At 64.1% G+C, this 21,361-nt stretch carries 23 protein-coding genes; 9 read left to right on the top strand and 14 right to left on the bottom strand.

Annotation, left to right across the window (positions count from 1 at the left end; genetic code table 11):
• Positions 1 to 62 precede the first annotated feature (62 nt).
• From RA24_RS14010 to ade, 4 genes are all read right to left on the bottom strand, one after another.
• Positions 63 to 686 (bottom strand): LysE family translocator, encoded by a 624-nt coding sequence (locus tag RA24_RS14010; RefSeq protein WP_039192276.1) that lies wholly within the window; start codon positions 684 to 686, stop codon positions 63 to 65.
• A 165-nt stretch (positions 687 to 851) separates the two neighbouring features.
• On the bottom strand, positions 852 to 1,139 hold the full coding sequence (locus RA24_RS14005) for an HU family DNA-binding protein (protein ID WP_019297532.1): 288 nt from the start codon (positions 1,137 to 1,139) through the stop codon (positions 852 to 854).
• A gap of 139 nt (positions 1,140 to 1,278) precedes the next feature.
• Positions 1,279 to 2,745: an AMP nucleosidase gene (locus RA24_RS14000; protein ID WP_039192273.1), complete on the bottom strand. Its 1,467-nt coding sequence runs from the start codon at positions 2,743 to 2,745 to the stop codon at positions 1,279 to 1,281.
• Complete coding sequence (ade, locus tag RA24_RS13995; RefSeq protein WP_039192271.1) at positions 2,742 to 4,544, bottom strand: adenine deaminase; 1,803 nt, start codon at positions 4,542 to 4,544, stop codon at positions 2,742 to 2,744. Before ade ends, RA24_RS14000 begins: the two co-directional genes overlap by 4 nt.
• 165 nt (positions 4,545 to 4,709) lie before the next feature.
• On the opposite strand from ade, the gene RA24_RS13990 reads away from it, so the two are divergent.
• On the top strand, positions 4,710 to 5,132 hold the full coding sequence (locus RA24_RS13990; RefSeq protein ID WP_039192269.1) for a glyoxalase: 423 nt from the start codon (positions 4,710 to 4,712) through the stop codon (positions 5,130 to 5,132).
• Between the two features lie 83 nt (positions 5,133 to 5,215).
• Positions 5,216 to 6,406, top strand: coding sequence for a hypothetical protein (locus RA24_RS13985; protein WP_193747134.1), 1,191 nt, complete (start codon positions 5,216 to 5,218; stop codon positions 6,404 to 6,406).
• Here the strand turns inward: RA24_RS13985 and RA24_RS13980 are convergent.
• Positions 6,403 to 7,344: a GlxA family transcriptional regulator gene (locus RA24_RS13980; RefSeq protein WP_039171953.1), complete on the bottom strand. Its 942-nt coding sequence runs from the start codon at positions 7,342 to 7,344 to the stop codon at positions 6,403 to 6,405. The genes RA24_RS13985 and RA24_RS13980 overlap by 4 nt on opposite strands.
• Positions 7,345 to 7,424: 80 nt before the next feature.
• Between RA24_RS13980 and RA24_RS13975 the strand changes: the two genes are divergently transcribed.
• Genes RA24_RS13975 through RA24_RS13960 form a run of 4 tightly spaced genes read left to right on the top strand, consistent with a single transcriptional unit; the run spans position 7,425 to position 11,764 of the window.
• Positions 7,425 to 8,588, top strand: coding sequence for an acyl-CoA dehydrogenase family protein (locus RA24_RS13975; RefSeq protein ID WP_039192266.1), 1,164 nt, complete (start codon positions 7,425 to 7,427; stop codon positions 8,586 to 8,588).
• A gap of 3 nt (positions 8,589 to 8,591) precedes the next feature.
• Positions 8,592 to 8,894, top strand: coding sequence for a SelT/SelW/SelH family protein (locus RA24_RS13970; protein ID WP_039147503.1), 303 nt, complete (start codon positions 8,592 to 8,594; stop codon positions 8,892 to 8,894).
• A 6-nt stretch (positions 8,895 to 8,900) separates the two neighbouring features.
• On the top strand, positions 8,901 to 10,928 hold the full coding sequence (locus RA24_RS13965) for an acetate--CoA ligase family protein (protein ID WP_039192263.1): 2,028 nt from the start codon (positions 8,901 to 8,903) through the stop codon (positions 10,926 to 10,928).
• Positions 10,929 to 10,978: 50 nt separating this feature from the next.
• Positions 10,979 to 11,764 (top strand): carnitinyl-CoA dehydratase, encoded by a 786-nt coding sequence (locus tag RA24_RS13960; RefSeq protein ID WP_039147499.1) that lies wholly within the window; start codon positions 10,979 to 10,981, stop codon positions 11,762 to 11,764.
• Positions 11,765 to 11,990: 226 nt separating this feature from the next.
• Here the strand turns inward: RA24_RS13960 and RA24_RS13955 are convergent, their stop codons facing one another.
• Positions 11,991 to 12,626 carry a class I SAM-dependent DNA methyltransferase gene (locus RA24_RS13955; protein ID WP_029204952.1) on the bottom strand — a complete coding sequence of 212 codons (636 nt, stop codon included), beginning with the start codon at positions 12,624 to 12,626 and terminating at the stop codon, positions 11,991 to 11,993.
• Positions 12,627 to 12,699: 73 nt separating this feature from the next.
• Between RA24_RS13955 and RA24_RS13950 the strand changes: the two genes are divergently transcribed.
• Entirely contained in the window at positions 12,700 to 13,569 is an 870-nt protein-coding gene (locus RA24_RS13950; protein WP_039192260.1) for an SDR family oxidoreductase, read from the top strand.
• 3 nt (positions 13,570 to 13,572) lie between these two features.
• Positions 13,573 to 13,956 (top strand): hypothetical protein, encoded by a 384-nt coding sequence (locus RA24_RS13945; RefSeq protein WP_039192257.1) that lies wholly within the window; start codon positions 13,573 to 13,575, stop codon positions 13,954 to 13,956.
• A gap of 12 nt (positions 13,957 to 13,968) precedes the next feature.
• Here the strand turns inward: RA24_RS13945 and dxs are convergent, their stop codons facing one another.
• The 6 genes from dxs to RA24_RS13915 all read right to left on the bottom strand — a co-directional run bounded on the left by dxs (position 13,969) and on the right by RA24_RS13915 (position 19,402).
• Positions 13,969 to 15,897: a 1-deoxy-D-xylulose-5-phosphate synthase gene (gene dxs, locus RA24_RS13940; protein WP_039192254.1), complete on the bottom strand. Its 1,929-nt coding sequence runs from the start codon at positions 15,895 to 15,897 to the stop codon at positions 13,969 to 13,971.
• A 42-nt stretch (positions 15,898 to 15,939) separates the two neighbouring features.
• Positions 15,940 to 16,824: a polyprenyl synthetase family protein gene (locus RA24_RS13935; RefSeq protein ID WP_039192251.1), complete on the bottom strand. Its 885-nt coding sequence runs from the start codon at positions 16,822 to 16,824 to the stop codon at positions 15,940 to 15,942.
• Positions 16,825 to 16,827: 3 nt separating this feature from the next.
• On the bottom strand, positions 16,828 to 17,070 hold the full coding sequence (locus RA24_RS13930) for an exodeoxyribonuclease VII small subunit (protein ID WP_019297546.1): 243 nt from the start codon (positions 17,068 to 17,070) through the stop codon (positions 16,828 to 16,830).
• Positions 17,067 to 17,993 carry a histone deacetylase family protein gene (locus RA24_RS13925; RefSeq protein WP_039192247.1) on the bottom strand — a complete coding sequence of 309 codons (927 nt, stop codon included), beginning with the start codon at positions 17,991 to 17,993 and terminating at the stop codon, positions 17,067 to 17,069. Before RA24_RS13925 ends, RA24_RS13930 begins: the two co-directional genes overlap by 4 nt.
• A gap of 197 nt (positions 17,994 to 18,190) precedes the next feature.
• Positions 18,191 to 18,892: a response regulator gene (locus RA24_RS13920; RefSeq protein WP_039192245.1), complete on the bottom strand. Its 702-nt coding sequence runs from the start codon at positions 18,890 to 18,892 to the stop codon at positions 18,191 to 18,193.
• A gap of 6 nt (positions 18,893 to 18,898) precedes the next feature.
• Positions 18,899 to 19,402, bottom strand: a complete 504-nt coding sequence (locus RA24_RS13915; protein ID WP_029204953.1) for a MarR family winged helix-turn-helix transcriptional regulator — start codon at positions 19,400 to 19,402, stop codon at positions 18,899 to 18,901.
• Between the two features lie 162 nt (positions 19,403 to 19,564).
• On the opposite strand from RA24_RS13915, the gene RA24_RS13910 reads away from it, so the two are divergent.
• Positions 19,565 to 20,431 (top strand): branched-chain amino acid aminotransferase, encoded by an 867-nt coding sequence (locus RA24_RS13910; RefSeq protein ID WP_039192242.1) that lies wholly within the window; start codon positions 19,565 to 19,567, stop codon positions 20,429 to 20,431.
• A gap of 68 nt (positions 20,432 to 20,499) precedes the next feature.
• On the opposite strand, the gene RA24_RS13905 is transcribed toward RA24_RS13910, so the two are convergent.
• Positions 20,500 to 20,829, bottom strand: a complete 330-nt coding sequence (locus RA24_RS13905) for a cupredoxin domain-containing protein (protein ID WP_039192239.1) — start codon at positions 20,827 to 20,829, stop codon at positions 20,500 to 20,502.
• Positions 20,820 to 21,344, bottom strand: coding sequence for a DUF4142 domain-containing protein (locus tag RA24_RS13900; protein WP_039192237.1), 525 nt, complete (start codon positions 21,342 to 21,344; stop codon positions 20,820 to 20,822). Before RA24_RS13900 ends, RA24_RS13905 begins: the two co-directional genes overlap by 10 nt.
• Positions 21,345 to 21,361 lie beyond the last annotated feature (17 nt).

Here is a 21,361-nt window from a genome sequence, read left to right as displayed (position 1 = left end):
TCTGCTGCGGCGGACTGTCGGGGAAGCGGGCGGCGGGATCAAGCCCCGTTCTTCAAGCCCTGTCAGCTGAGCCGGGCTGCAAAGATCTGCCAGCTGGCGGCGCCAAAGGCGGCGGCGAACAGCGCCTCGAACACGCGGCGCAGGCGGATGTAGATGCGGCTGGCGGCGGCGCTGGAAAACAGGATCGCGTAGCCGTGGAAGATCAGCGTGCTTTGCACTGCGATGGCGGCAATTACCACCAGCAGCGCCGAGGGCTCGGTGCCGGGCGGAATGCCAATGGCGTAGAGCGAGCCGAAGAACAGGATCGCCTTCGGATTAGTCAGATGCAGCGCTAGCCCCTTGGCGTAAGCTGCGCGCAGCGAGGGCGCTGCCGAGGGGCGCAGTTCCGGGGCGCCGGAACGCAGGGCAGAACGCGCCGAGCGGATCGCCAGATACATCAGGTAGGCGGCGCCGAAGTAGCGGACCACTTCGAACATCCAGGCATTGGCCAGCATCACCGCACCCAGGCCAAATGCGGCAGAGACCGACCAGATCAGTGAGCCGCTGCTGACGCCGGCGGCCAGTGCCAGCCCGGCGGCGCGGCCGCGCTGCATGGCAGTGCCGGCGATGGTCAGGGTGGCAGGTCCGGGGCTGGCGCCGGCCAGCAAAGCGGCACCCAGGATCAGCAGCAGATTGACGTTCTCCATGGTGCGGCCCCCTCTTGTGCGTTGACCTCAGCCTGCGCCTCTGGACCCGGCATTGCAATCAGCAACGCTGCGGCGGCGGGCGAACTGTTGGCCGTATGTGCGGGGGCAAAAGAAAAGGGCCGCCCGCAGCGGGCAGCCCTCAAACCGTCCGGATCAGGTCCGGTATCAGCCGTTCACGCTGTCTTTCAGCGCTTTGGCGATGGTCATTTTCACCACCTTGTCGGCTTCCTTGGTGAACTTCTCACCGGTGGCCGGGTTGCGCACTTCGCGCTCGGGACGCTCGCGGCAGTAGATCTTGCCGACGCCCGGCAGGGTCACGGCACCGCCGCCCGACACTTCGCGGGTGATCAGCGAGCAGACCGCTTCCAGTGCGGAACCTGCGACTTTCTTGTCGCTGCCCATTTCCTCTGCCAGAGCGGCAACAAGCTGGGTTTTGGTCATCGGTTTGGACATTCTTCGTCTCCTTAAACTGCCCGAACTGTGGGGCCTCATCGCGTGACATTATCGTTATGTTGTATGATAACACAACTTCTTGTGTGCTCCGCACAGTCCAAAATGGGCATTTTTTCTAGGAAAACTGCAAAAAACCGCCTTAGAGGAAGGCTGTTTCGTCGAACGAGCGCAATTTCCGGCTGTGCAGGCGCTCCAGAGGCATGCCGCGCAGGCGTTCCATAGCTCTTATGCCGATTTGCAGATGGCGCGCAACCTGGGTCCGGTAAAAGTCCGACGCCATGCCCGGGAGCTTCAGCTCACCGTGCAGCGGCTTGTCCGAAACACAGAGCAGCGTGCCGTAGGGCACCCGGAAGCGGTAGCCGTTGGCGGCGATGGTGGCGCTTTCCATGTCCAGCGCCACCGCGCGGGACTGGCTGAGGCGCTGCACCGGGCCGGACTGGTCGCGCAGCTCCCAGTTGCGGTTGTCGATGGTGGCGACGGTGCCGGTGCGCATGATCCGCTTGAGGTCGAAGCCTTCGTATTCGGTGACCTCGGCGACCGCCTCCTCCAGTGCGACCTGGATTTCCGCCAGCGCGGGGATCGGGGTCCAGATTGGAAGGTCGTCGTCCAGCACATGATCCTCGCGCAGGTAACCATGCGCCAGCACGAAGTCCCCCAGCGCTTGGGTGTTCCTGAGGCCGGCGCAATGGCCGACCATCAGCCAGGCGTGCGGGCGCAGCACCGCGATGTGGTCGGTGGCGGTTTTGGCGTTTGACGGCCCGACGCCGATGTTGACCAGGGTGACGCCGTTCCCGTCCTCGCGCTTCAGATGGTAGGTGGGCATTTGCGGCAGCTTGCCGGCCTCGGGGATCACCGCGTCAGGACCGGCTATTTCGTGATCGCCGGTGCTGACAAAACTGGTATAGCCGCTGTCCGGATCCGCCAGCTGGGCGCGGGCATAGGCTTCGAACTCCGCCACGTAGAACTGGTAGTTGGTGAACAGGACGTGGTTCTGGAAATGCTCCGGGCTGGTGGCGGTGTAATGGCTGAGCCGGGCCAGCGAGTAGTCGATCCGCTGGGCAGTAAACAGTGACAGCGGGCCGGTGCCGTTGGGGGGCTGATAGGTGCCGTTGACGATGTCGTCATTGGTGGTCGACAGATCCGGCACGTCAAACACATCGCGCAGGGTGAAACCCGCCGCACCCTCTTGCGGCACCGTCAGGTCCGGGCGCGAGGCCACTGCGAAATGCACCGGGATCGGGGTGTCCGAGACGCTGATGGTGACCGGCTGGCCGTGGTTGCGGATCAGCAGGGTGATTTGCTGGATCAGGTAATTGCGGAACAGGTCCGGCCGGGTCACCGTGGTGGCATAGGTGCCGGGTGCGGAGACGTGGCCAAAGCTGAGGCGGCTGTCCACCTGTGCGAAGGTCAGGGTGGAGAACCGGATCTCCGGGTAATAGGCGCGGATGCGCTGGTTGTCCGGCGCGCCATCCGCCATTGCGCGGATGAACTCATCACACAGGAATCCGGTGGCCTGATTATAAAGCAGCTCCAGCCGGTCCACGGCCTCGGTTGCGTCGTTGAAGCTTTCGTCCGGCGGATGGCCGGGGTGTTTTGTTGTTATCATTGGGCAGGCTCGATTACCGGGATTTTCTGGAATGTGCGCACGTCGACCAGGCCCAGGTCGGAGATCCTCAGTTCCGGGATCACCACCAGCGCCAGAAGCGAGTGCTGCATGTAGGCGTTGTTGAGGGTGCAGCCGCAGGCCTGCATCGCCTCCACCATCACCTGTGCCTTGGCGGCGACCTCGGTGGCGGGGCTGTCGGACATCAGGCCAGCGATCGGCAGTTCGATCAGCGCCAGTTCCTGCCCGTCCCTGTAAATGGTGATGCCGCCGCCCACCTGCGCCAGCCGGTTGGCTGCCAGCGCCATCTGCGCGCGGTCGGTGCCGACAACAATCATGTGGTGGCTGTCATGCGCCACGGTGGAGGCCATCGCCATTTTACCGCTGTAGCCGAAGCCGGAGACAAACGCGTTGGTGACGCCGCCGGTGGCGCGGTGGCGTTCGACCAGCGCGATCTGGCAGACGTCGCCGCTGCCCTCGACCAGTCCGTCGACCACCGGCAGCTCTGCCTGCAGCGCCTTGGTCGGGGCCTGGTTTTCAACCACGCCGATCACATTGGCGGTGACCGCATTGGCGCCCTCCGGCGCGGCCAGTTCGAAGTCTTTGGCGGTCAGCTCATGGCCCAGGTGTACGGTGCCGCGGGCGCTGGCGTGCCAGTCGTAGTGCGGGCAGTCGACCTTGATAGAGCCTGATTCCGCCACGATCTGCCCGCGGGCGATGACCACCTCGATCGGCAGTTCGCTCAAGTCCGAGGTCAGGATCACATCGGCGCGGCGGCCCGGGGTGATGGAGCCGATCTCCCGCTCCAGCCCGAAGTGGGTGGCGGTGTTGATGGTCGCCATCTGCAGCGCAATCACCGGGTCGCAGCCGCAGGCAATGGCGTGGCGCACCACCCGGTTCATGTGGCCGTCGTTGACCAGCGTGCCGGAGTGGCAGTCATCGGTGCAGAGAATGAAGTTGCGCGGATCCAGCCCCTTCTCGGTGACGGCGGTGATCTGGCTTTCGACGTCATACCAGGCAGAGCCGAGCCGCATCATCGACCGCATACCCTGGCGCACTCGCGCGATGGCGTCAGCCTCGCAGGTGCCCTCGTGGTCATCGGCTGGGCCGCCGGCCACATAGGCCGCGAAGTCCGGGCCAAGGTCGGGGGAGGCGTAATGGCCGCCCACGGTTTTTCCTGCGCGCTGGGTTGCGGCGATTTCGGCCAGCATCTTGGGGTCGGCGTTGGCGACGCCGGGGAAGTTCATCATCTCCCCCAGCCCGATGATGCCGGGCCAGTTCATCGCCTCAGCCACGTCCTCGGCAGAGATTTCATAGCCGGTAGTCTCCAGCCCCGGCGCCGAGGGCGCGCAGCTGGGCATCTGGGTGAAGATGTTGACCGGCTGCATCAGCGCCTCGTCATGCATATAGCGCACCCCGTCCAGGCCCAGCACATTGGCAATCTCATGCGGGTCGGTGAACATCGAGGTGGTACCATGCGGGATAACCGCGCGGGCAAATTCCGCAGGCGTCAGCATGCCGCTCTCGATATGCATATGGGCATCGCACAGGCCGGGGATCATGTAACGCCCGTTGGCCTCGATGATCTGGGTGTCTGGCCCGGTGCAATAGGAGGCATCCGGCCCGACATAGGCGATACGCCCGGCCTTGATCGCAATATCATGGCCCGGCAGCTGTTCGCGGGTGTGGACATTGACCCAGATGCCCTGGCGGATCACCGTGTCAGCGGGCGCGCGGCCTGCGGCTACTTCGATCAATTGCGGGGCGGAGTCGGGCCAGCTCGGAAAAATGTTTTCTGACATAATCCAATTGTTCCGATTGCGGGCGGGAAGGCAAGCGGATTGCTGGCTTTGCCATCAAAGCTTCATGCGGATGGTGGAAAGGCGCCGAAGGCTGGCGCATTTGGCGTTGCCGCAGCGCGGGTTTCAACGGCAGGGTGTAAGTGTTTCTTATGCGGAGGAATTGGCATGGACTACCAGACTGTGGACGCAGACAGCTTTGGCCGTTCCCTGCGCGGGATCGGGATTAACCTGCTGGTGCGGGATGTTCCGGCAGAGATTGCCTTTTTAGAGACTGTTTTTGCGATGAAAGGCTATCAGGTGAGCAAGGATTTTGCCATTGTCACCTATGGCGGTCAGGTGTTTCAGCTGCACAGCGACGGCACCTATGCGGAAAATCCGCTGCTGGGGCTGCTGCCGGAAAACCCGCCGCGCGGGGCCGGGATTGAGATCCGGCTTTATGACACTGACCCGGATGCGGCTGCGGCGCGGGCGGAAGCCGCTGGCTTCACCATCCTGCAGGCACCCGCGGACAAGCCGCATGGCCTGCGCGAGGCCTATATCTTGTGTGAAAACGGCTATGCCTGGGTGCCAAGCAGGCCCAAGGGGTAAGGGCTGGGAATTCCTCCCCTTTTACCCGGGCGACGACCGGTCCATGCTGGGCGGAACCTTTTGGATGCCGCGAGGGACCGCTGATGCACGCCATTGCCGATACAACTGCCCTGGTCGAGGAGGGGGTGCTGACCGCGGATCAGGCCCGCACCATCGAGGCGCGCTCGCGCGAGGTTATGGTATCGCTGGCGGTCAACGCGATCCTGTGTTTCGGAATCATCGCCGCCACCGCCGGCTTCATCTTCTGGCTGGCGGATCCGCTTGCGGTAGCTGTGACGGGCATCCTGATGCTGGGCGGCGGGCTGGCGGTTCTGGCGCGCGGAAGCGAGACGCTGCGGATGTTCGGCAATTCCGCCACTTTGATTGGCGCGGGGATGCTGATGGGCGGCGCCGGAATTGAGCTGGTGGACAAATACGAGGACATCGCCGGCTGGGTGATGCTGCCTGCCGGCGCGCTGGTGGCGATGATCTGCACCTGGCGCTGGCGGCACGGGGCCTGGTCCGCGGGCTTTGTGCTGGGGGCGATCCTGCTGATGGGGCTGGCGATGCATCTGGCGGGGATCGAACTGCTGCTGCAACAATACGGCATCGGCTCACCGTTGCGGAACCTGGCGCTGCTTTATTATGCGGCGGCGCTGGCGCTGGCCGGCTGGCAAGTGGACGTGCGTTTTGTCACCGCGCTGGCAATTGCGCCCTTTGCCCAGATGCTGGAGACCGGCACCAGCTATTTCCATGCGGCCTATGTGTTCTATTCGCCGGAATCGACGCTGACGATCCTGCAGATGGTGCTGCTGATCGTGCTCTGTGTCTGGGGTGCGGCCCGGCTGGCGGAGCGCGATGCCCGGCACTTGCGCATCCTGGCGATATTGGGGTTTGTGGTCGCGAACCTTTGTGCGCTGGTCGGCTCCTTGTGGGGGGACGTGGTGGGCGAAACCGTTTGGGGGCCAGGCCGCTACAGCGACGGTTACGAGGATTGGGAAGCCTACTCTGCCGCCCGCGATGCCTTCCGCGACAGCGCACTGTTCATTTCCGAAAACGTCTATTCCGTGCTCTGGGCAGCGGTGCTGGCGGCGGTGATCTTCTGGGCGGCGCAGCGGCACCAGCGCGGATTGTTCAACGCGGCGCTGACCTTTGCCGCGATCCATGCCTACACGCAGATGTTTGAATCCTTCGCCGATGAGCCGCTGGCCTATGTGATTGGTGGTCTGGCGGCGATCCCGCTGGCCTGGGGATTGTGGCGGCTGAATCAGTGGATGGCGGCAAAGCAGGTCTAACCGGTACTGCGCAAGCTGCGCGGAGTGGTTCCGAACTCCGCCTTGAAGGCTCGGGTCAGCGCGCTCGGGTCGTCGTAGCCGCAGCGCAGGGCAATCTCTGAAACGCTCAGAACAGTTTCTAACACGAGCTTTCTGGCCTGTATCAGACGCAGCCGCCGGTAGACCGCCTGCGGCGTTGCCCCCAGTTCACCCTTCATCCGCGCCTCCAGATCCTTCTGGCTGCGGCCCGCCTTTCGGGCCACGGCAGCGATGGGCAAGGGCGTTTCCAGATTAGCCTGCATCACCGCAACCGCACGGGCAACCGACTTGCCGCGCACCAGGATCGGGTCCTGGGTCTCCGTCGCCTCAGGCGCCATGAACAGCGTGGCAACTTCCAGCCGCAATGCAGCGCCATGCTGGTCGCCGATCAGCTCCATCATGGTGTCAAAGGCCGCCAGCGCGCCGGTGCAGGTGATGCGGTCGCCGTCCCGGACCTGCCGCGCTCTTTCGGCCTCAACCTCCGGGAAAGCCTCGGTGAAGTGGCCCAGCTCTTCCCAGTGGATGGTGGCCCGGCGCCCGTCCAGCAGCCCGGCCTGCGCCAACAGCCAGGCACCGGTGTCAAAGCCCGCCAGTCCCTTGTAGCGGCGGGCAGCGGATTTCAGCGCCCGGGCGGTCGCCGCATTGGCGTGGCGCAGGAAGTCATAAGACGGCATCGCAATCAGCAGATCGCCGCTGCAATCACCCAGTTTTCCATGCGCCCGAACCTCCATGCCTGAGGACGAAACCGCCGGCGCGCCGTCCAGCGTCAGGAACCGCCAGGCATAGACTTGCCGCCCGGCAAACGTATTGGCGGCACGCAGCGGCTCCACCGTGTTGGCCAGGCAATGGGCCGAAAAGGCATCAAACAGCAGCACATCCAATTGCTGCGCCGCAGCGGCATCTTTTGTCCAACTTCGCATGATTATTTCTAACCTTGCATGATGAACACGTGCAAGCGGCGTAATCTGATCCGCAACAGATTTGCCGAAGGAAGACCGCCATGCAGTTCGGGATGACCGAAGAACAGTCGATGATCGTTGAGACCACCCGCGCCTTTGTGGAAAAGGAGCTCTATCCGCATGAGGCGGAGATCGAGCGCACCGGCCACCTGGACATGGATGTGATCCGCGACGTGCAGAAGAAGGCAATGGAAGCGGGGCTGTATGCCGCCAACATGCCCGAGGAAGTGGGCGGTGCCGGTCTCGATACCCTGACCTGGCTGATGTATGAAAAGGAACTGGGCCGCGCCAACTATGCGCTGCACTGGACCGGGGTCGCGCGGCCGTCGAACATCCTGCTGGCAGGCACAGAGGAGCAGAAAGAGAAATACCTGTTCCCCTGCATGAAGGGCGAGAAATGGGACTGCCTGGCGATGACTGAGCCGGATGCGGGATCCGACCTGCGCGGTATGAAGGCCACTGCCCGTCAGGACGGTGACGACTGGATCCTGAACGGCACCAAGCATTTCATCAGCCACGCCGATATTGCTGATTTTGCCATCTGCTTCATGGCAACCGGGGTTGAGGACACACCGCGCGGGCCGAAGAAGAAGATCACTGCCTTCTTTGTCGACAAAGGCACCCCGGGCTTTGAAGTGCGCGACGGCTACGGTAACGTCAGCCACCGCGGCTACACCAATGCGGTGCTGGAATTCGACGACTGCCGCCTGCCGTCCTCGGCCATTCTGGGCGAGGTCGACAAGGGGTTCGAGGTGGCCAACACCTGGCTGGGGGCCACCCGCCTGCAAGTGGCCGCCACCTGCCTGGGCCGCGCCGAACGTGCGCTGCAGCACTCGATCGAATACGCCGCCGAGCGCAAGCAGTTCGGCCAGCAGATCGGCAAGTTCCAGGGCATTTCCTTCAAACTGGCCGACATGGCGCTGGAGCTGAAGGCGGCGAACCTCTTGACCTGGGAAGCCGGCTGGAAATTCGACCAGGGCACCGTCACCGAGAGCGACATGTCGATGGCCAAGCTGAAGGCAACCGAGATGCTGGCGATGGTTGCCGATGAGGCGATCCAGATTCACGGCGGCATGGGCCTGATGGACGAGCTGCCGCTGGAACGCATCTGGCGCGACGCACGGGTGGAGCGTATCTGGGAAGGCACCAGTGAAATCCAGCGGCACATCATCAGCCGCGAGATGCTGCGCGCCGTCGGAGGCTGATCCATGACCCAGACCGGGAAACCCGTTGTTACCATTACCTACTGCATCGGCTGCAACTGGCTGCTGCGGGCGGGCTGGATGGCGCAGGAGCTGCTGCAGACCTTCCAGGACCAATTGGGCGGGGTGACTCTGGTTCCCGGAGATTTGGGCGGGATCTTTGAGATCCATGTTGATAAGGAGCTGGTCTGGGAACGCAAACGGGACGGCGGCTTTCCTGATGTGAAAGAGCTGAAAACCCGCGTGCGCGACCGGATCAATCCTGAACAAGACCTCGGCCATCTGGACCGCGGCAAGACCGGTGAATAAGATCAAATGCAGTCTCTAAACAGGCTTTTCCGCCCGAAAACCATTGCTGTGATTGGCGGCGGCGCATGGTGCCGCCTGGTGATCGAGCAATGCCAGAAGATGGGGTTCGAGGGCACCATTTGGCCCGTCCACCCCAAGGCTGAAGAGGTCGCGGGCCTGCCTGTCTTCAAGGATGCGGACAGCCTGCCGGAGGCACCTGACGCAGCCTTCATCGGCGTGAACCGTTTTGCCACGATCGAGGTGGTGCGGGCGCTGTCGGCGCGCGGGGCTGGCGGGGCAGTGTGTTTTGCCTCCGGGTTCCTGGAGGCTGCGGCCGAGGACGCGGAAGGCGCGGACCTGCAGGCGCAGCTGCTGGAAGCAGCAGGCGGCATGCCGTTCCTTGGCCCCAACTGCTATGGCTTCATCAACTACCTGGACGGCGCACTGCTGTGGCCGGACCAGCATGGCGGGCAGCGGGCAGAAAAGGGTGTGGCACTGGTCACCCAAAGCTCCAACATCGCCATCAACCTGACCATGCAGAAGCGCGGGCTGCCGCTGGCCTATGTGGTCACTGCGGGCAATCAGGCGCAGTCGGGCATTGCCGCGATTGGCGAGGCGTTGCTGGAGGATGACCGGGTGACCGCGCTGGGCCTTCATATCGAGGGTTTTGGCGATCTGCGCGCCTTTGAGGCCCTGGCCGCGCGGGCGCGCGAGCTGGGCAAGCCGGTCATCGCGCTGAAAGTTGGCAAATCAGCTGAGGCCCAGGCCGCAACTGTTTCTCATACCGCCTCGCTTGCGGGCGGTGACGCGGGTGCGGGGGCTTTGCTCTCACGCCTTGGCATTCCGCGTCTGGATGACCTGCCTTCCTTCCTGGAGACGCTGAAATTGCTGCATGTGGCGGGGCGTCTGCCTTCGAACCGCATCGCAACCATCAGCTGCTCCGGTGGGGAGGCAAGCCTGGCTGCGGACACCGGCCATGCGCGGAAGGTGGAGTTCCCGCCTTTGAACGACCGCCAGAAAACGAACCTGCGCGCGGCACTCGGCCCGATGGTGGCGCTGGCAAATCCGCTCGACTATCACACCTATATCTGGCGCGACACCGAGGCGATGACCAAGGCGTTCTCAGCCATGATGGATCCGCAGCTGGCAATGACCATGCTGGTTGTGGATTTCCCGCGCGATGACCGCTGCGATGCCTCGGACTGGGAATGCACCATTCAGGCGGCCATCGGCTCGCGTGAGCAGACTGGCGCCAACGTCGGTCTGGTGGCAACCCTGCCGGAACTGCTGCCGGAGGAAGTGGCGGCCCGGCTGATGGACGCGGGTGTGGTGCCCTTCTGCGGTCTCAGCGAAGCGATTGCCGCCTGCGAGGCGGCCAGCCTGCCGCTGCCGGAAGCGCCTGCGCCGTTGTTGCTGCCAACCCCGGTTGTGGAGCCCGATCTGGTGCCGGAGGCCGAAGCCAAATGGCAGCTTTCCAGCTATGGGCTGCGCACTCCGCGCTCCAAACGGGCGGCTTCGGCCACCAATGCCCGCGCGGTGGCGGTCGACGTCGGCTTCCCAGTAGTGCTGAAGGGCGAAGGTGTCGCGCATAAAACCGAGGCGGGGGCAGTGGCGCTGAACCTGAACTCAGGCCAGGAGGTGAGCGACGCCGCCTTCAACATGCCTGCGGAGCGTTTCCTGGTGGAGGAGATGGTTACCGGCGCGGTGGCGGAGCTGCTGATCGGCGTGGTGAAAGACCCGGCGCACGGGTTTGTCATGACACTGGCGGCGGGCGGCACCCTGACCGAGCTGATGGAGGACAGCGCGTCTTTCCTGCTGCCGGCCTCGGATGCGGAGATTGAGGCGGCGCTGAAATCCTTGCGGGTTTCCAAGCTTCTGGATGGCTACCGCGGCGCCCCGGCAGCCGACCGCGAGGCAATCCTGCGCGCCATCCGTGCAGTTGAGGCCTATGTGATGGAGAACGCGCTGGGGCTGGAGGAGATCGAGATCAACCCGCTTCTGTGCACGCCAAAGGATGCGGTTGCGGCAGACGCGCTGATGCGCCGGAAATACTAGCGCTGCGGCCTGGAAGGAAAACGGCATGCCAAATGCCAGGAGGAGACAACATGAGTGAAAGCCCCGTAAAAACCCGCCGCGACGGCGCCATTCTGGAAGTCACGCTGGACCGGCCCAAGGCCAATGCCATTGACCTGGCCACCAGCAAGGTGATGGGCGAGGTATTCCGAGACTTCCGCGACGACCCGGAGCTGCGGGTGGCGATCCTGACCGGCGGCGGGGGGAAGTTCTTTTGCCCCGGCTGGGACCTGAAGGCGGCGGCTGACGGTGATGCCGTTGATGGCGACTATGGCGTCGGCGGTTTCGGCGGGCTGCAGGAGCTGCGTGATATGAACAAGCCGGTGATCGCCGCCGTGAACGGCATCGCCTGCGGCGGCGGGCTGGAGCTAGCGCTGTCGGCGGACATGATCATTGCAGCCGATCACGCCACATTTGCGTTGCCGGAAATCCGCTCCGGCACCGTGGCAGACGCGGCCAGCGTCAAACTGCCCAAGCGCATCCCCTACCATATCGCCATGGAGCTGCTGCTGACCGGGCGCTGGTTCGATGCCGAAGAAGCCAACCGCTGGGGGCTGGTGAATGAGATCGTGGCCGCAGATCAGCTGATGGACCGTGCCTGGGAACTGGCAAGGCTGCTCGCCTCCGGCCCGCCGCTGGTCTACGCGGCGATCAAGGAGATTGTGCGCGACGCCGAAGACAGCAAGTTCCAGGATGCGATGAACCGGATCACCCAGCGCCAGCTCAAGACGGTGGATGTGCTTTACGGCTCCGAAGACAACCTGGAAGGCGCCCGTGCCTTTGCCGAAAAACGCGATCCGGTCTGGAAGGGGCGGTAACGCAATTCTCCCGCCTGCTGCGGGACATCTGAAGATGCCCCTCCGCAGTTGGGCCTGGCGCCGCGCTTCGCGCGGCGTTTTCTTTGCGCTGAGAAGCTCTTGAGGAGCAGGTCTGCTCCTCAAGCAGCCGGATCGAGTGTATGACCCGCCATCGCCGCCTCAAGGGCAAGCCGCGCGTGCCGCGCGGAGGCTGCGCCTCCCTTGACCCGGTGCTGACGGGGTGGCGTTAAACCTTCTGGAACAGTGCAATAATCGCGGTGTCGTCCTTGTGCGCGCCGGAGGCGCGCGGGCCGTAGATGCGCAGCTCCGGCAGAGTCAGGCTTTTGATCCATTGCCCCTGCAGCAGCCTGTCAAAGGCTGCGGCAAATCCCGCCTTTTCATAGAACTTTGCATTCACCGATAGGGCGAACCAGGCATCCGGCGCGGCCACCCGCAGCAGCGCAGGCAGCACTTCGGGGCCCAGGTGGCCGTGGGTGAAGGTGCCGGAGGAGACCACCCCGCGGTATGAGCCGCGCGGCACCGGGATGCCCTCCATCAGGTCGGCCTCGATCACGTCGCGGTAGGCGTCTTTGCGCAGCGCCTCGGCCAGCATGGCGGCGCTGATGTCGGTGGCGTCCACAGGCTCAACCCCAAGCGCCCGCAGCGCCTGGCCGCAGAGACCGGTGCCTGCGCCCGCGTCCAGAACCGGGCCTGTTCCCCCGGCGGCGGCAAAGGCCTTGGCCGTCAGTCCGGGCAGCAGGTAGTCCTGCCCGGCAGCAAAATCCTGATCGTAGGAGGTGGCCCATTCCGCGTAGAGCTGCCGTGAATCTTCAGGCGTGCTCAGCGCATAGGCATCGGCCAATCCGGGTGTCTGCTTTTTCATCGGGCCATCAAAGCCGTGCGGGGGATTCGAATCAACCCTTGCGCACCGGGCACGGCCAACGCATCTAGGAGGCATGAGAAAAACGCTGCTTTGTCTTGGATTTGGCTATACCGCCCGGGCGCTCGCCCCGCGCCTGATGGCGGCGGGATGGCGTGTCATCGGCACCTCGCGTGAGGTGGCGGCGGCTGATGGTGTTGAGATGATCACCTGGCCCGGGCAGGACGTGCCGCTGGACGGCGTGACGCATGTGCTGAACTCGATCGGCCCCAATGCGGATGGGGATCCGGTGCTGGCAGCCATGGGGGACCGGATTGCCGCCGCGCCTGATCTGGAGTGGGTCGGCTACCTGTCGACCACAGCCGTCTACGGCCACCACGATGGCGCCTGGGTGGATGAAGAGACGCCGGTGAAGCCCTCCAGCCAGCGCGGCGACTGGCGCGCCCTGGCGGAGATGCAATGGCAGGCGATCCCCGGCCTGCCGCTGCACATCTTCCGGCTGGCCGGCATCTACGGACCCGGCCGCGGCCCCTTTGCCAAGCTGATGGCGGGCAAGGCGCGGCGGATCATCAAGCCGGGGCAGGTTTTTTCCCGTATCCATGTGGACGACATCGCCCAGGTTCTGGCGGCCTCCATCGCGCAGCCGCGTCCGGGCGCCATCTATAACGTCTGCGACGACGACCCGGCGCCGCCGCAGGATGTGCTGGGCCACGCCGCCGAACTTCTGGGCCTGCCGATGCCGGCCGAGGTGCCCTTTGACGAGGCGGGCATGACGCCGATGGCGCGCAGTTTTTATGGGGAGAACAAGCGGGTCCGCAACCGCCGGATCAAGGATGAGCTTGGGGTGGAGCTGCTGTATCCCACCTACCGCGAAGGGTTGCGGGCGGTGCTGGAGGCCGAAGATATGGAGAGCTTTGTGCCGCCAGCCGAGCCGCCGGGGGTGTAGCGGGTGGGCATTCTGCATCTGGTCTTTGTGCTGTTAAATTTCCGGACATTGGGTCGGCTTTATGCGCGGATCAACCAGCAATTTCCCGGTGTCATTGATCAGCTGTGGGAGCAGCAATCATTTGCACGCAAAATCGATGTTGTTTTTGGTTTTTCGGTGTTTGCCAAGCGGGCCATGCTGATGAATTTCGCTGTGATGAATCCGGACAAGCTGCCTATTTATCTTTTGGGGGACGATCAGATTGCATTGCATGTGCGCAATTTGAACAACGGTATGTCAGCACGTACCTACCGGTTCTTCTGCGCAGTGACTGGTTTCAGATGGCGCGACGCAGTGCCGGTACAGTGTGAGATAGCACTAGTCTGCGTGCTACTGGAATGGGTCTAAATCGGAAGCGGGTTACGCCCGCTTCTCGCCTATCGTCGCCACGCCCAGAACATCCAGCACCTTCGCTTCGATCTGCGGCGCGTTCATTGCGGCGGTTTCGTACATATCCGCTGGGCTGGCCTGGTCGATGAAGGTGTCAGGCAGCACCATCGAGCGGTATTTGAGGCCGCTGTCAAAGACGCCTTCCTCTGCCAGGAGCTGCGCCACGTGGGAGCCGAAGCCGCCCACCGCGCCTTCCTCGATGGTGATCAGCGCCTCGTGGCCGGCGGCCAGTTGCAGGATCAGATCGCGGTCCAGCGGTTTGGCAAAGCGGGCGTCGGCAATGGTCGGTGTGATGCCCTTGGCAGAGAGTGCTTCGGCAGCTTTGCGGACCTCACCCAGGCGGGTGCCGAAGGACAGCAGCGCCACGCGCTTGCCCTCCTGGATCATCCGGCCCTTGCCGATTTCCAGCACTTCCGGGATCTCCGGCATTTCGACGCCTTCGCCCTCGCCGCGCGGGTAGCGGAATGCGATGGGACCGTCGTCATACGCAGCGGCGGTGGCGACCATGTGAACCAGCTCCGCCTCATCCGCGGCGGCCATCACCACCATGCCGGGCAGGTTGGACATGAAGCCGATGTCGAAGCTGCCGGCGTGGGTGGCGCCGTCGGCGCCGACCAGGCCGGCGCGGTCGATGGCAAAGCGCACCGGCAGGCGCTGGATCGCCACGTCATGCACCACCTGGTCATAGCCGCGTTGCAGGAAGGTGGAGTACATCGCACAGAAGGGCTTCATGCCGCCCGCCGCCAGTGCCGCGGCAAAGGTGACGCCGTGCTGCTCGGCAATGCCCACGTCGAAGGTGTGCGAGGGGTAGCGTTCCGCCATCAGATTGAGGCCGGTGCCATCCGGCATCGCCGCGGTGACGGCGCAGATCTTGTCGTCCTTGGCGGCGTGCTTCACCAGTTCGTTGCCGAAGACAGAGGTATAGGAAGGCGCGTTGGAGGGGGCTTTCTTCTGCTCGCCGGTCACCATGTCGAACTTGGCAGTGGCGTGGCCCTTGTCGCGGGCGCGTTCGGCGGGGCCGTAGCCCTTACCCTTTTTGGTGAGGACGTGGATCAGGATCGGGCCGGTGGCGCGGGCCTTGACGGTGCGCAGGACCGGCAGCAGCTGGTCCATGTCGTGGCCGTCGATCGGGCCGAGGTAAGAGAAGCCAAGTGCCTCGAACATAGTGCCGCCGACGGCCATGCCTTTCAGCATGTCCTTGGCGCGTTTGGCGCCCTCGCGGAAGGGTTCGGGCAACAGTGAGACCGCGCCCTTGGCGGCGGCTTTCAATTCCTGGAACGGCTCGCCTGCATAAAGGCGGGACAGGTAGGAGGACAGCGCGCCGACCGGCGGGGCGATCGACATTTCATTGTCGTTCAGGATCACGAACAGGCGCTTGCCCAGGTGGCCTGCGTTGTTCATTGCCTCAAACGCCATGCCGGCCGACATCGAGCCGTCGCCGATCACTGCAATCGCATCACCGTTGCCCTCGGGGATCACGCCGCCGAGGTCGCGCGCCACGGCAAAGCCAAGCGCTGCGCTGATCGAGGTGGAGCTGTGGGCGGCACCGAAGGGGTCAAAGGGCGACTCGGAGCGTTTGGTGAAGCCGCTGAGCCCGTCCTTCATCCGCAGGGTGCGGATGCGGTCGCGGCGCCCAGTCAGGATCTTGTGCGGGTAGCACTGGTGGGAGACGTCCCAGATCACCTTGTCGCGCGGGGTGTCGAAGACCGCGTGCAGGGCGGTGGTCAGCTCCACCACGCCAAGGCCGGCGCCCAAATGGCCGCCGGTGACGGAAACCGCGGAAATGGTTTCCTGCCGCAGTTCGTGGGCCACCTGCACCAGCTGCGCATCCGTCAGCCCCTTCAGATCCGCGGGGCGCGTGATCTGGTCCAGAAGCGGGGTCTTGGGCCGGTCGGGCATGGTGTCTCCTTGGGCTGCGCCTTTTAGCGGCGTGGCGCGGGGTTAGCTGTCGCGCGCAATAACGAAACGCGCGGCTTCCTTCAAGGTTGCGGCGTCTTCACCATAGGGTGACAGCGCGGCACAGGCATCCTCGCAAAGCGACTGTGCGCGGGCTTTTGCCTCTGCCAGTCCCAGCAATGAGACAAAGGTCGCCTTGCCGGCATCGGCATCCTTGCGCACGGCCTTGCCGACCTTGGCCGCATCACCTTCCACATCCAAGATGTCGTCGGCGATCTGGAAAGCAAGGCCGAGGGCGCGTGCGTATTGCCGCAGCGGGGCCAGGTTGCCGCCTGCCAGCACCGCGCCGGCGGTGGCGGACCATTCGATCAGGCAGCCGGTCTTGCGGCCCTGCAGCTTGGTGATTTGTTCGAGTGTAAGCGGTGCGGCCGCAGATTCTGCCGCAATATCCAGCATCTGGCCGGAGACCATGCCGTCCTTGCCGGAGGATTGCGCCAGACTGCGGATCAGCTCCAGTGCATGGGGGCCAACCTTGGGGTCTGCCAGCAGCTCAAATGCAAAGGTTTGAAGGCTATCGCCTGCCAGAACCGCCATCGCCTCGTCCCATTTCTTATGGACCGTAGGCTGGCCGCGGCGCAGGTCGTCGTCATCCATGCAGGGCAGGTCGTCATGCACCAAGGAGTAGGCATGGATGCATTCGATGGCCAGCGCGGCGTCAAGTGCGGCCTCTGCCGCGACCCCATGCAGCCGGGCGCTTTCCAGCACCAGGAAGCCGCGCAGCATCTTACCACCGGTGATGGCATAACACATCGCGGCGTGCAGTTCGTCACTGCCTGCGAGCCGCAGTTCCATATGCGCGGTGATCTGAGCTTGCGCGTTTTTCAGCGCCTCCGCGAAGGGGCGTGTTTGGGTGTCTGCGGCGGCACTCATGGCTCAGCCGGCGTCCAATGGCTGGGTGCCCTTGGGGGTGCCGTTGGCATCCAGGGTGATGGCGGCGACCTTTTCTTCGGCGCGCTTCAGCTCGTCCTCGCAGCGTTTCTTCAGCGCCGCGCCGCGTTCATAGAGCGCGATCGAGGCATCCAGCGCCACGTCGCCGCGCTCCAGCTGGTCCACCACGCCTTCCAGCTCGCGCATCGCCTGTTCAAAGCTCATCTGGTCTACGGGGGTCTCAGTCATGCCGGTGCCTTCATCAATTCTTCCACATGCGCGCGGGTTGCCGCGGACAGCGCGTTCAGATCATATCCGCCTTCCAAAGTCGAGACGATACGGCCCTGGCACAGCTCACTGGCAAGTTTGCCCAGTTTCGCGGTGATCCAGGCGAAATCGGCGGTGGCCCAGTTGAGGCTGGCGAGCGGGTCGTCCTGATGGGCGTCAAAGCCCGCGGAGATGATGATCAGCTCCGGCTTGAAGGCGCGCAGGCGCGGGAAGGCCTGGCCCTCATAGGCCGCCTGCATCTCTGTCCGGCCTGATCCCGGCGGCAGCGGCATGTTGAGGATCTGGCCGTGGGCGCCGTCCTCATCCGGGCGGCCGGAGCCGGGCCACAGCGGCATTTGCTGGCTGGTGATCACCAGCGCGCGCGGCTCGTCCCACAACAGGTCCTGAGTGCCGTTGCCGTGGTGGACGTCGAAGTCCACCACCGCAACGCGGCTGAGGCCATGGTGATCGAGCGCGTGCTTGGCCGCCAGCGCGGCGTTGCCGAACAGGCAAAACCCCATTGCAGTGTCTGTTTCGGCGTGATGGCCCGGCGGGCGTACCGCGGCAAAGGCGTTCTGCACCTCGCCGCCCAGCACCATGTCGACACCGCGTACCACGGCCCCCGCAGCGCGGAAGGCGGCGTCGAGGGAACCGGGGGAAAGGAAGGTGTCTCCGTCGATCTGTGCCCAGCCCTCTGCCGGGGAGGCCTTGCGCAGGTCCGAGAGGTAGCCGGCGGGGTGGATGCGCAGGATGTCATCCTCGGCGGCCATCGGTGCTGTCACCCGCTTCAGCTCCAGCGGCTCCAGCGCGTGCAGGATGTGTTCCAGCCGGGCGACACGTTCGGGGTGGCCCTCGGGAGTGACGTGATTGAGGCAATCCGCGTGGGTGATCAGGGCGGTGGTCATAAGCGCGTTCCTCCGGCTGCGGGACTTGGCGCGACACTAGGTGGGGGCGGTGTCTGGCTGCAAGGGAAAACCGGGGGGTGACATGCGTGCACCGGGCGTGCACCCCCTGTGCACCGCCTTGGCAGCATTTGGGCGAAAAGGGAGGGGCGCTGGGCCTCACCCACCGGCGTATTTTGGGCCAGAAGAAGCGGGCGGGGTTAATCCGGTGCCAGCATGTAACCCGCGCCGCGGACGGTTTGCAGGTATTGCGGCTGTTTCGGGTTCGGCTCGATCTTGCGGCGCAGGCGGGTGATCTGCACGTCCACCGCGCGTTCCTGCGCCTGGCCGCGGTCGCGGCCCAAATCCTCGACCAGCTTGGTGCGGGAGACCGGCTCACCCGGCTGGGCGGAGAAGATCTTCATCAGCTGGCTTTCGGTGCCGGTCAGGCGGATCAGCTCATCGCCCTGCCACATCTCGCCGCGCTCGATGTCATAGCGGATGGCGCCCAGGTGCAGCACCTTGGGCGCGGCTTCCTGCGCCACCGTGTCCGGCATCCGCCGCAGGATCGCGTTGACGCGCAGCAACAGTTCCTTGGGCTCGAAAGGTTTGGGCAGATAGTCATCCGCCCCGGCCTCGAACCCGGCGATCCGGTCCTCGGTCTCGCCCTTGGCGGTCAGCAGCAGGATCGGGGTCGCCATGGTTTCGCGCAGGGAGCGGGTCAGCGACACGCCGTCCTCGCCCGGCATCATCACGTCCATCACGATCAGGTCGAAATCCAGTCCCGCCAGCACCCGGCGGGCATGGGCGGCGTCGCGGGCAGCGGTCACCAGAAAGCCGGAGCGCATCAGGAATTTCTTCAAGAGGCCGCGGATGCGTTCGTCGTCATCGACGATCAGCAGATGAGCGTCATGGGTGGTCATGCCTGATCAGTCCCGCAGCTTGGCATAGGCGCGGCGCATGTCTGCGTCCATCATCGCCTCAAGCACCGTCTTGAAACCCTGCACCGCCTCGGGGCCTGCGTCCTTATAGGCGGCGCGCATCCGGGCGCGCTGGGCGTCGGAAAGCGTTGCCTCCAGAGCCGCGCCCTGGTCGGTCAGGTAGAGGTGGCGTTCGCGTTTATCGAGCTCCCCCACTTTGGAGATCACCAGCCCGTCGCCGATCAGCGTGCGCAGAACCCGGTTCAGAGACTGTTTGGTCACGCCCAGGATGCTGAGAAGGTTGTTCACCGTGGTGCCCGGCGAGCGGTTGATGAAGTGGATCGCCCGGTGATGCGCCCGGCCATAGGACATCTCGGCCAGGATCCGGTCCGGATCGGCGGTAAAGCCGCGGTAGGCAAAAAACATTGCCTCGATCCCCTGACGCAGCTGCTCATCTGTCAGAAACAGCAGGCTTTCGCCGCTGTATCCCTGCCCTGTCCGGCCCTCAGGCATGTGGTGCCCCCTCGTCTGTATTACCGGTCAGTTTATGTCAGTGTTGTTGACATTCCAAGGGTGAAGATGTATCGAATCGCAGCTTTGGCGCAAGATTGTGTCCGGTTCGGCCTTAACTTGCGCAATAAATGAAGATCACCGCAGAAATCAGGAGGGTGCGGCATGGCTGGTTACGACGACCGCGACGGTGTGATCTGGATGGATGGGGAGCTGGTCGACTGGCGGGATGCCAAGGTGCATATCCTGACCCATGCGATGCATTATGCCTCCTCCGTGTTCGAGGGCGAGCGCGCCTATAACGGCAAGATCTTCAAAAGCCGCGAGCATTCCGAGCGCCTGATCGCGAGCGCAGAAGCGCTGGACATGCCGATGCCCTATACCGTTGATCAGATTGAGGCGGCCAAGGAAGAGGCGCTGAAAGCCTCCGGCCTGCAGGACGCCTACGTCCGCGCGCTGGTCTGGCGCGGTTCGGGTGAAGACATGGGCGTGGCGTCAGCCAAGAACCCGGTGCGGATGGCGGTCGCGGTCTGGGGCTGGGGCGCCTATTACGGCGACGCCAAGATGAAGGGCGCCAAGCTCGACATCGCGGAATGGAAGCGCCCGAGCCCGGAAACCATCCCGGTTCACGCCAAGGCGGCGGGCCTCTACATGATCTGCACCATTTCCAAGCACAAGGCGGAGGCCAAGGGCTGCTCTGACGCGCTGTTCATGGACTGGCGCGGCTATGTGGCCGAAGCCACCGGCGCCAATGTGTTCTTTGTGAAGGACGGCGAAGTGCACACGCCGCTGGCCGATTGCTTCCTCAACGGCATCACCCGCCAGACCGTGATCCAGATGCTGAAGGACAAGGGCATCACCGTGCATGAGCGCCGCATCAAGCCCGAAGAGATGGAAGGCTTTGAGCAGTGCTGGCTGACCGGCACCGCCGCAGAGGTTACGCCGGTGGGGCAGATCGGCGACTATACCTTTGAAGTTGGTGATCTGACCCGCGAGATTGCCGAGGATTATGAGGCGCTGGTCCGCGCCTGAGGCAGATCACGACCTGCACAGAAGATACGGGCGTCCCGATGCGGGGCGCCCGTTTTCGTTGCAGCCTGTCACGCTGTGACGATCACTTGCGCTTTCATCTTTGGATGGAAGGCGCAGAAATAGGCATACGTCCCCGGTGTATCAAAGGTGAGCGTGGCAGACCCGTTCCTTTCCAGTTCGCCTGTGTCCCACAGATGATTATCTTCAGTCGCCGTATGCGGGGCAATGTCCTCATTCACCCACTCGACACGCTCTCCAGCCTTAATAGAGACTGTTTTCGGGTCAAAGGCGAACTTCCGGATCCGGACCCGGACTGGTGGTGCGGCCGCTGCGGGCAAGGCTGCTGCGGCCGCCGTCAGTCCGCCCGCTGCGATCAGCCGCCGCCGTGTCAGCTGCATTGCAGATTGCTGACCATCTGTTCCGCATGGCCTTCGTGCACCTTGAATGTCGCCAGCGCATCCGTCAGCAGCTCTTTGAGCGGCGCAACCGTGACTGCCGGGAGAAAGCTTTCCTCGACGGTCTTGTTGACAACCTGATGGTAGCCCAGCTCATTTTGGGCATAGGCGCAGTCGAAGGCGTTGCCGGAGAGGCCCATCAGCTCTGCCCGCTTGTCTGCGGCCCCCTTTACCAGGGCACGGCTGAGGTCGTTGTCCTGAGGCGTGACGTTCAATTCGGTGATCAGATCAACTGCAGCTGAGTTGACCGCGGAGTGGTCGCGGATCATGGTTTCAGCAAAGCTGCGCACGTCGGCATTCTCAGATACCGCCAGTGCGATATGGGCATAGCGTATGTCCAGCTGGCCTGCAGTATAGGCGGTATGGGCGATTTCGAGGTCATTCATCGGCTCTGCGGCATGGGCCGGCAGGACCACGGCGCCAGCGAGAACAGCGGCGGAAAGCAAACGGAATGTCATCTTGCGACTCCTTGTTT

The sequence above is a fragment of the Leisingera sp. ANG-M6 genome (assembly GCF_000813905.1).
Taxonomy (GTDB): domain Bacteria; phylum Pseudomonadota; class Alphaproteobacteria; order Rhodobacterales; family Rhodobacteraceae; genus Leisingera.
This window is presented reverse-complemented; position numbering and strand designations above follow the sequence as displayed.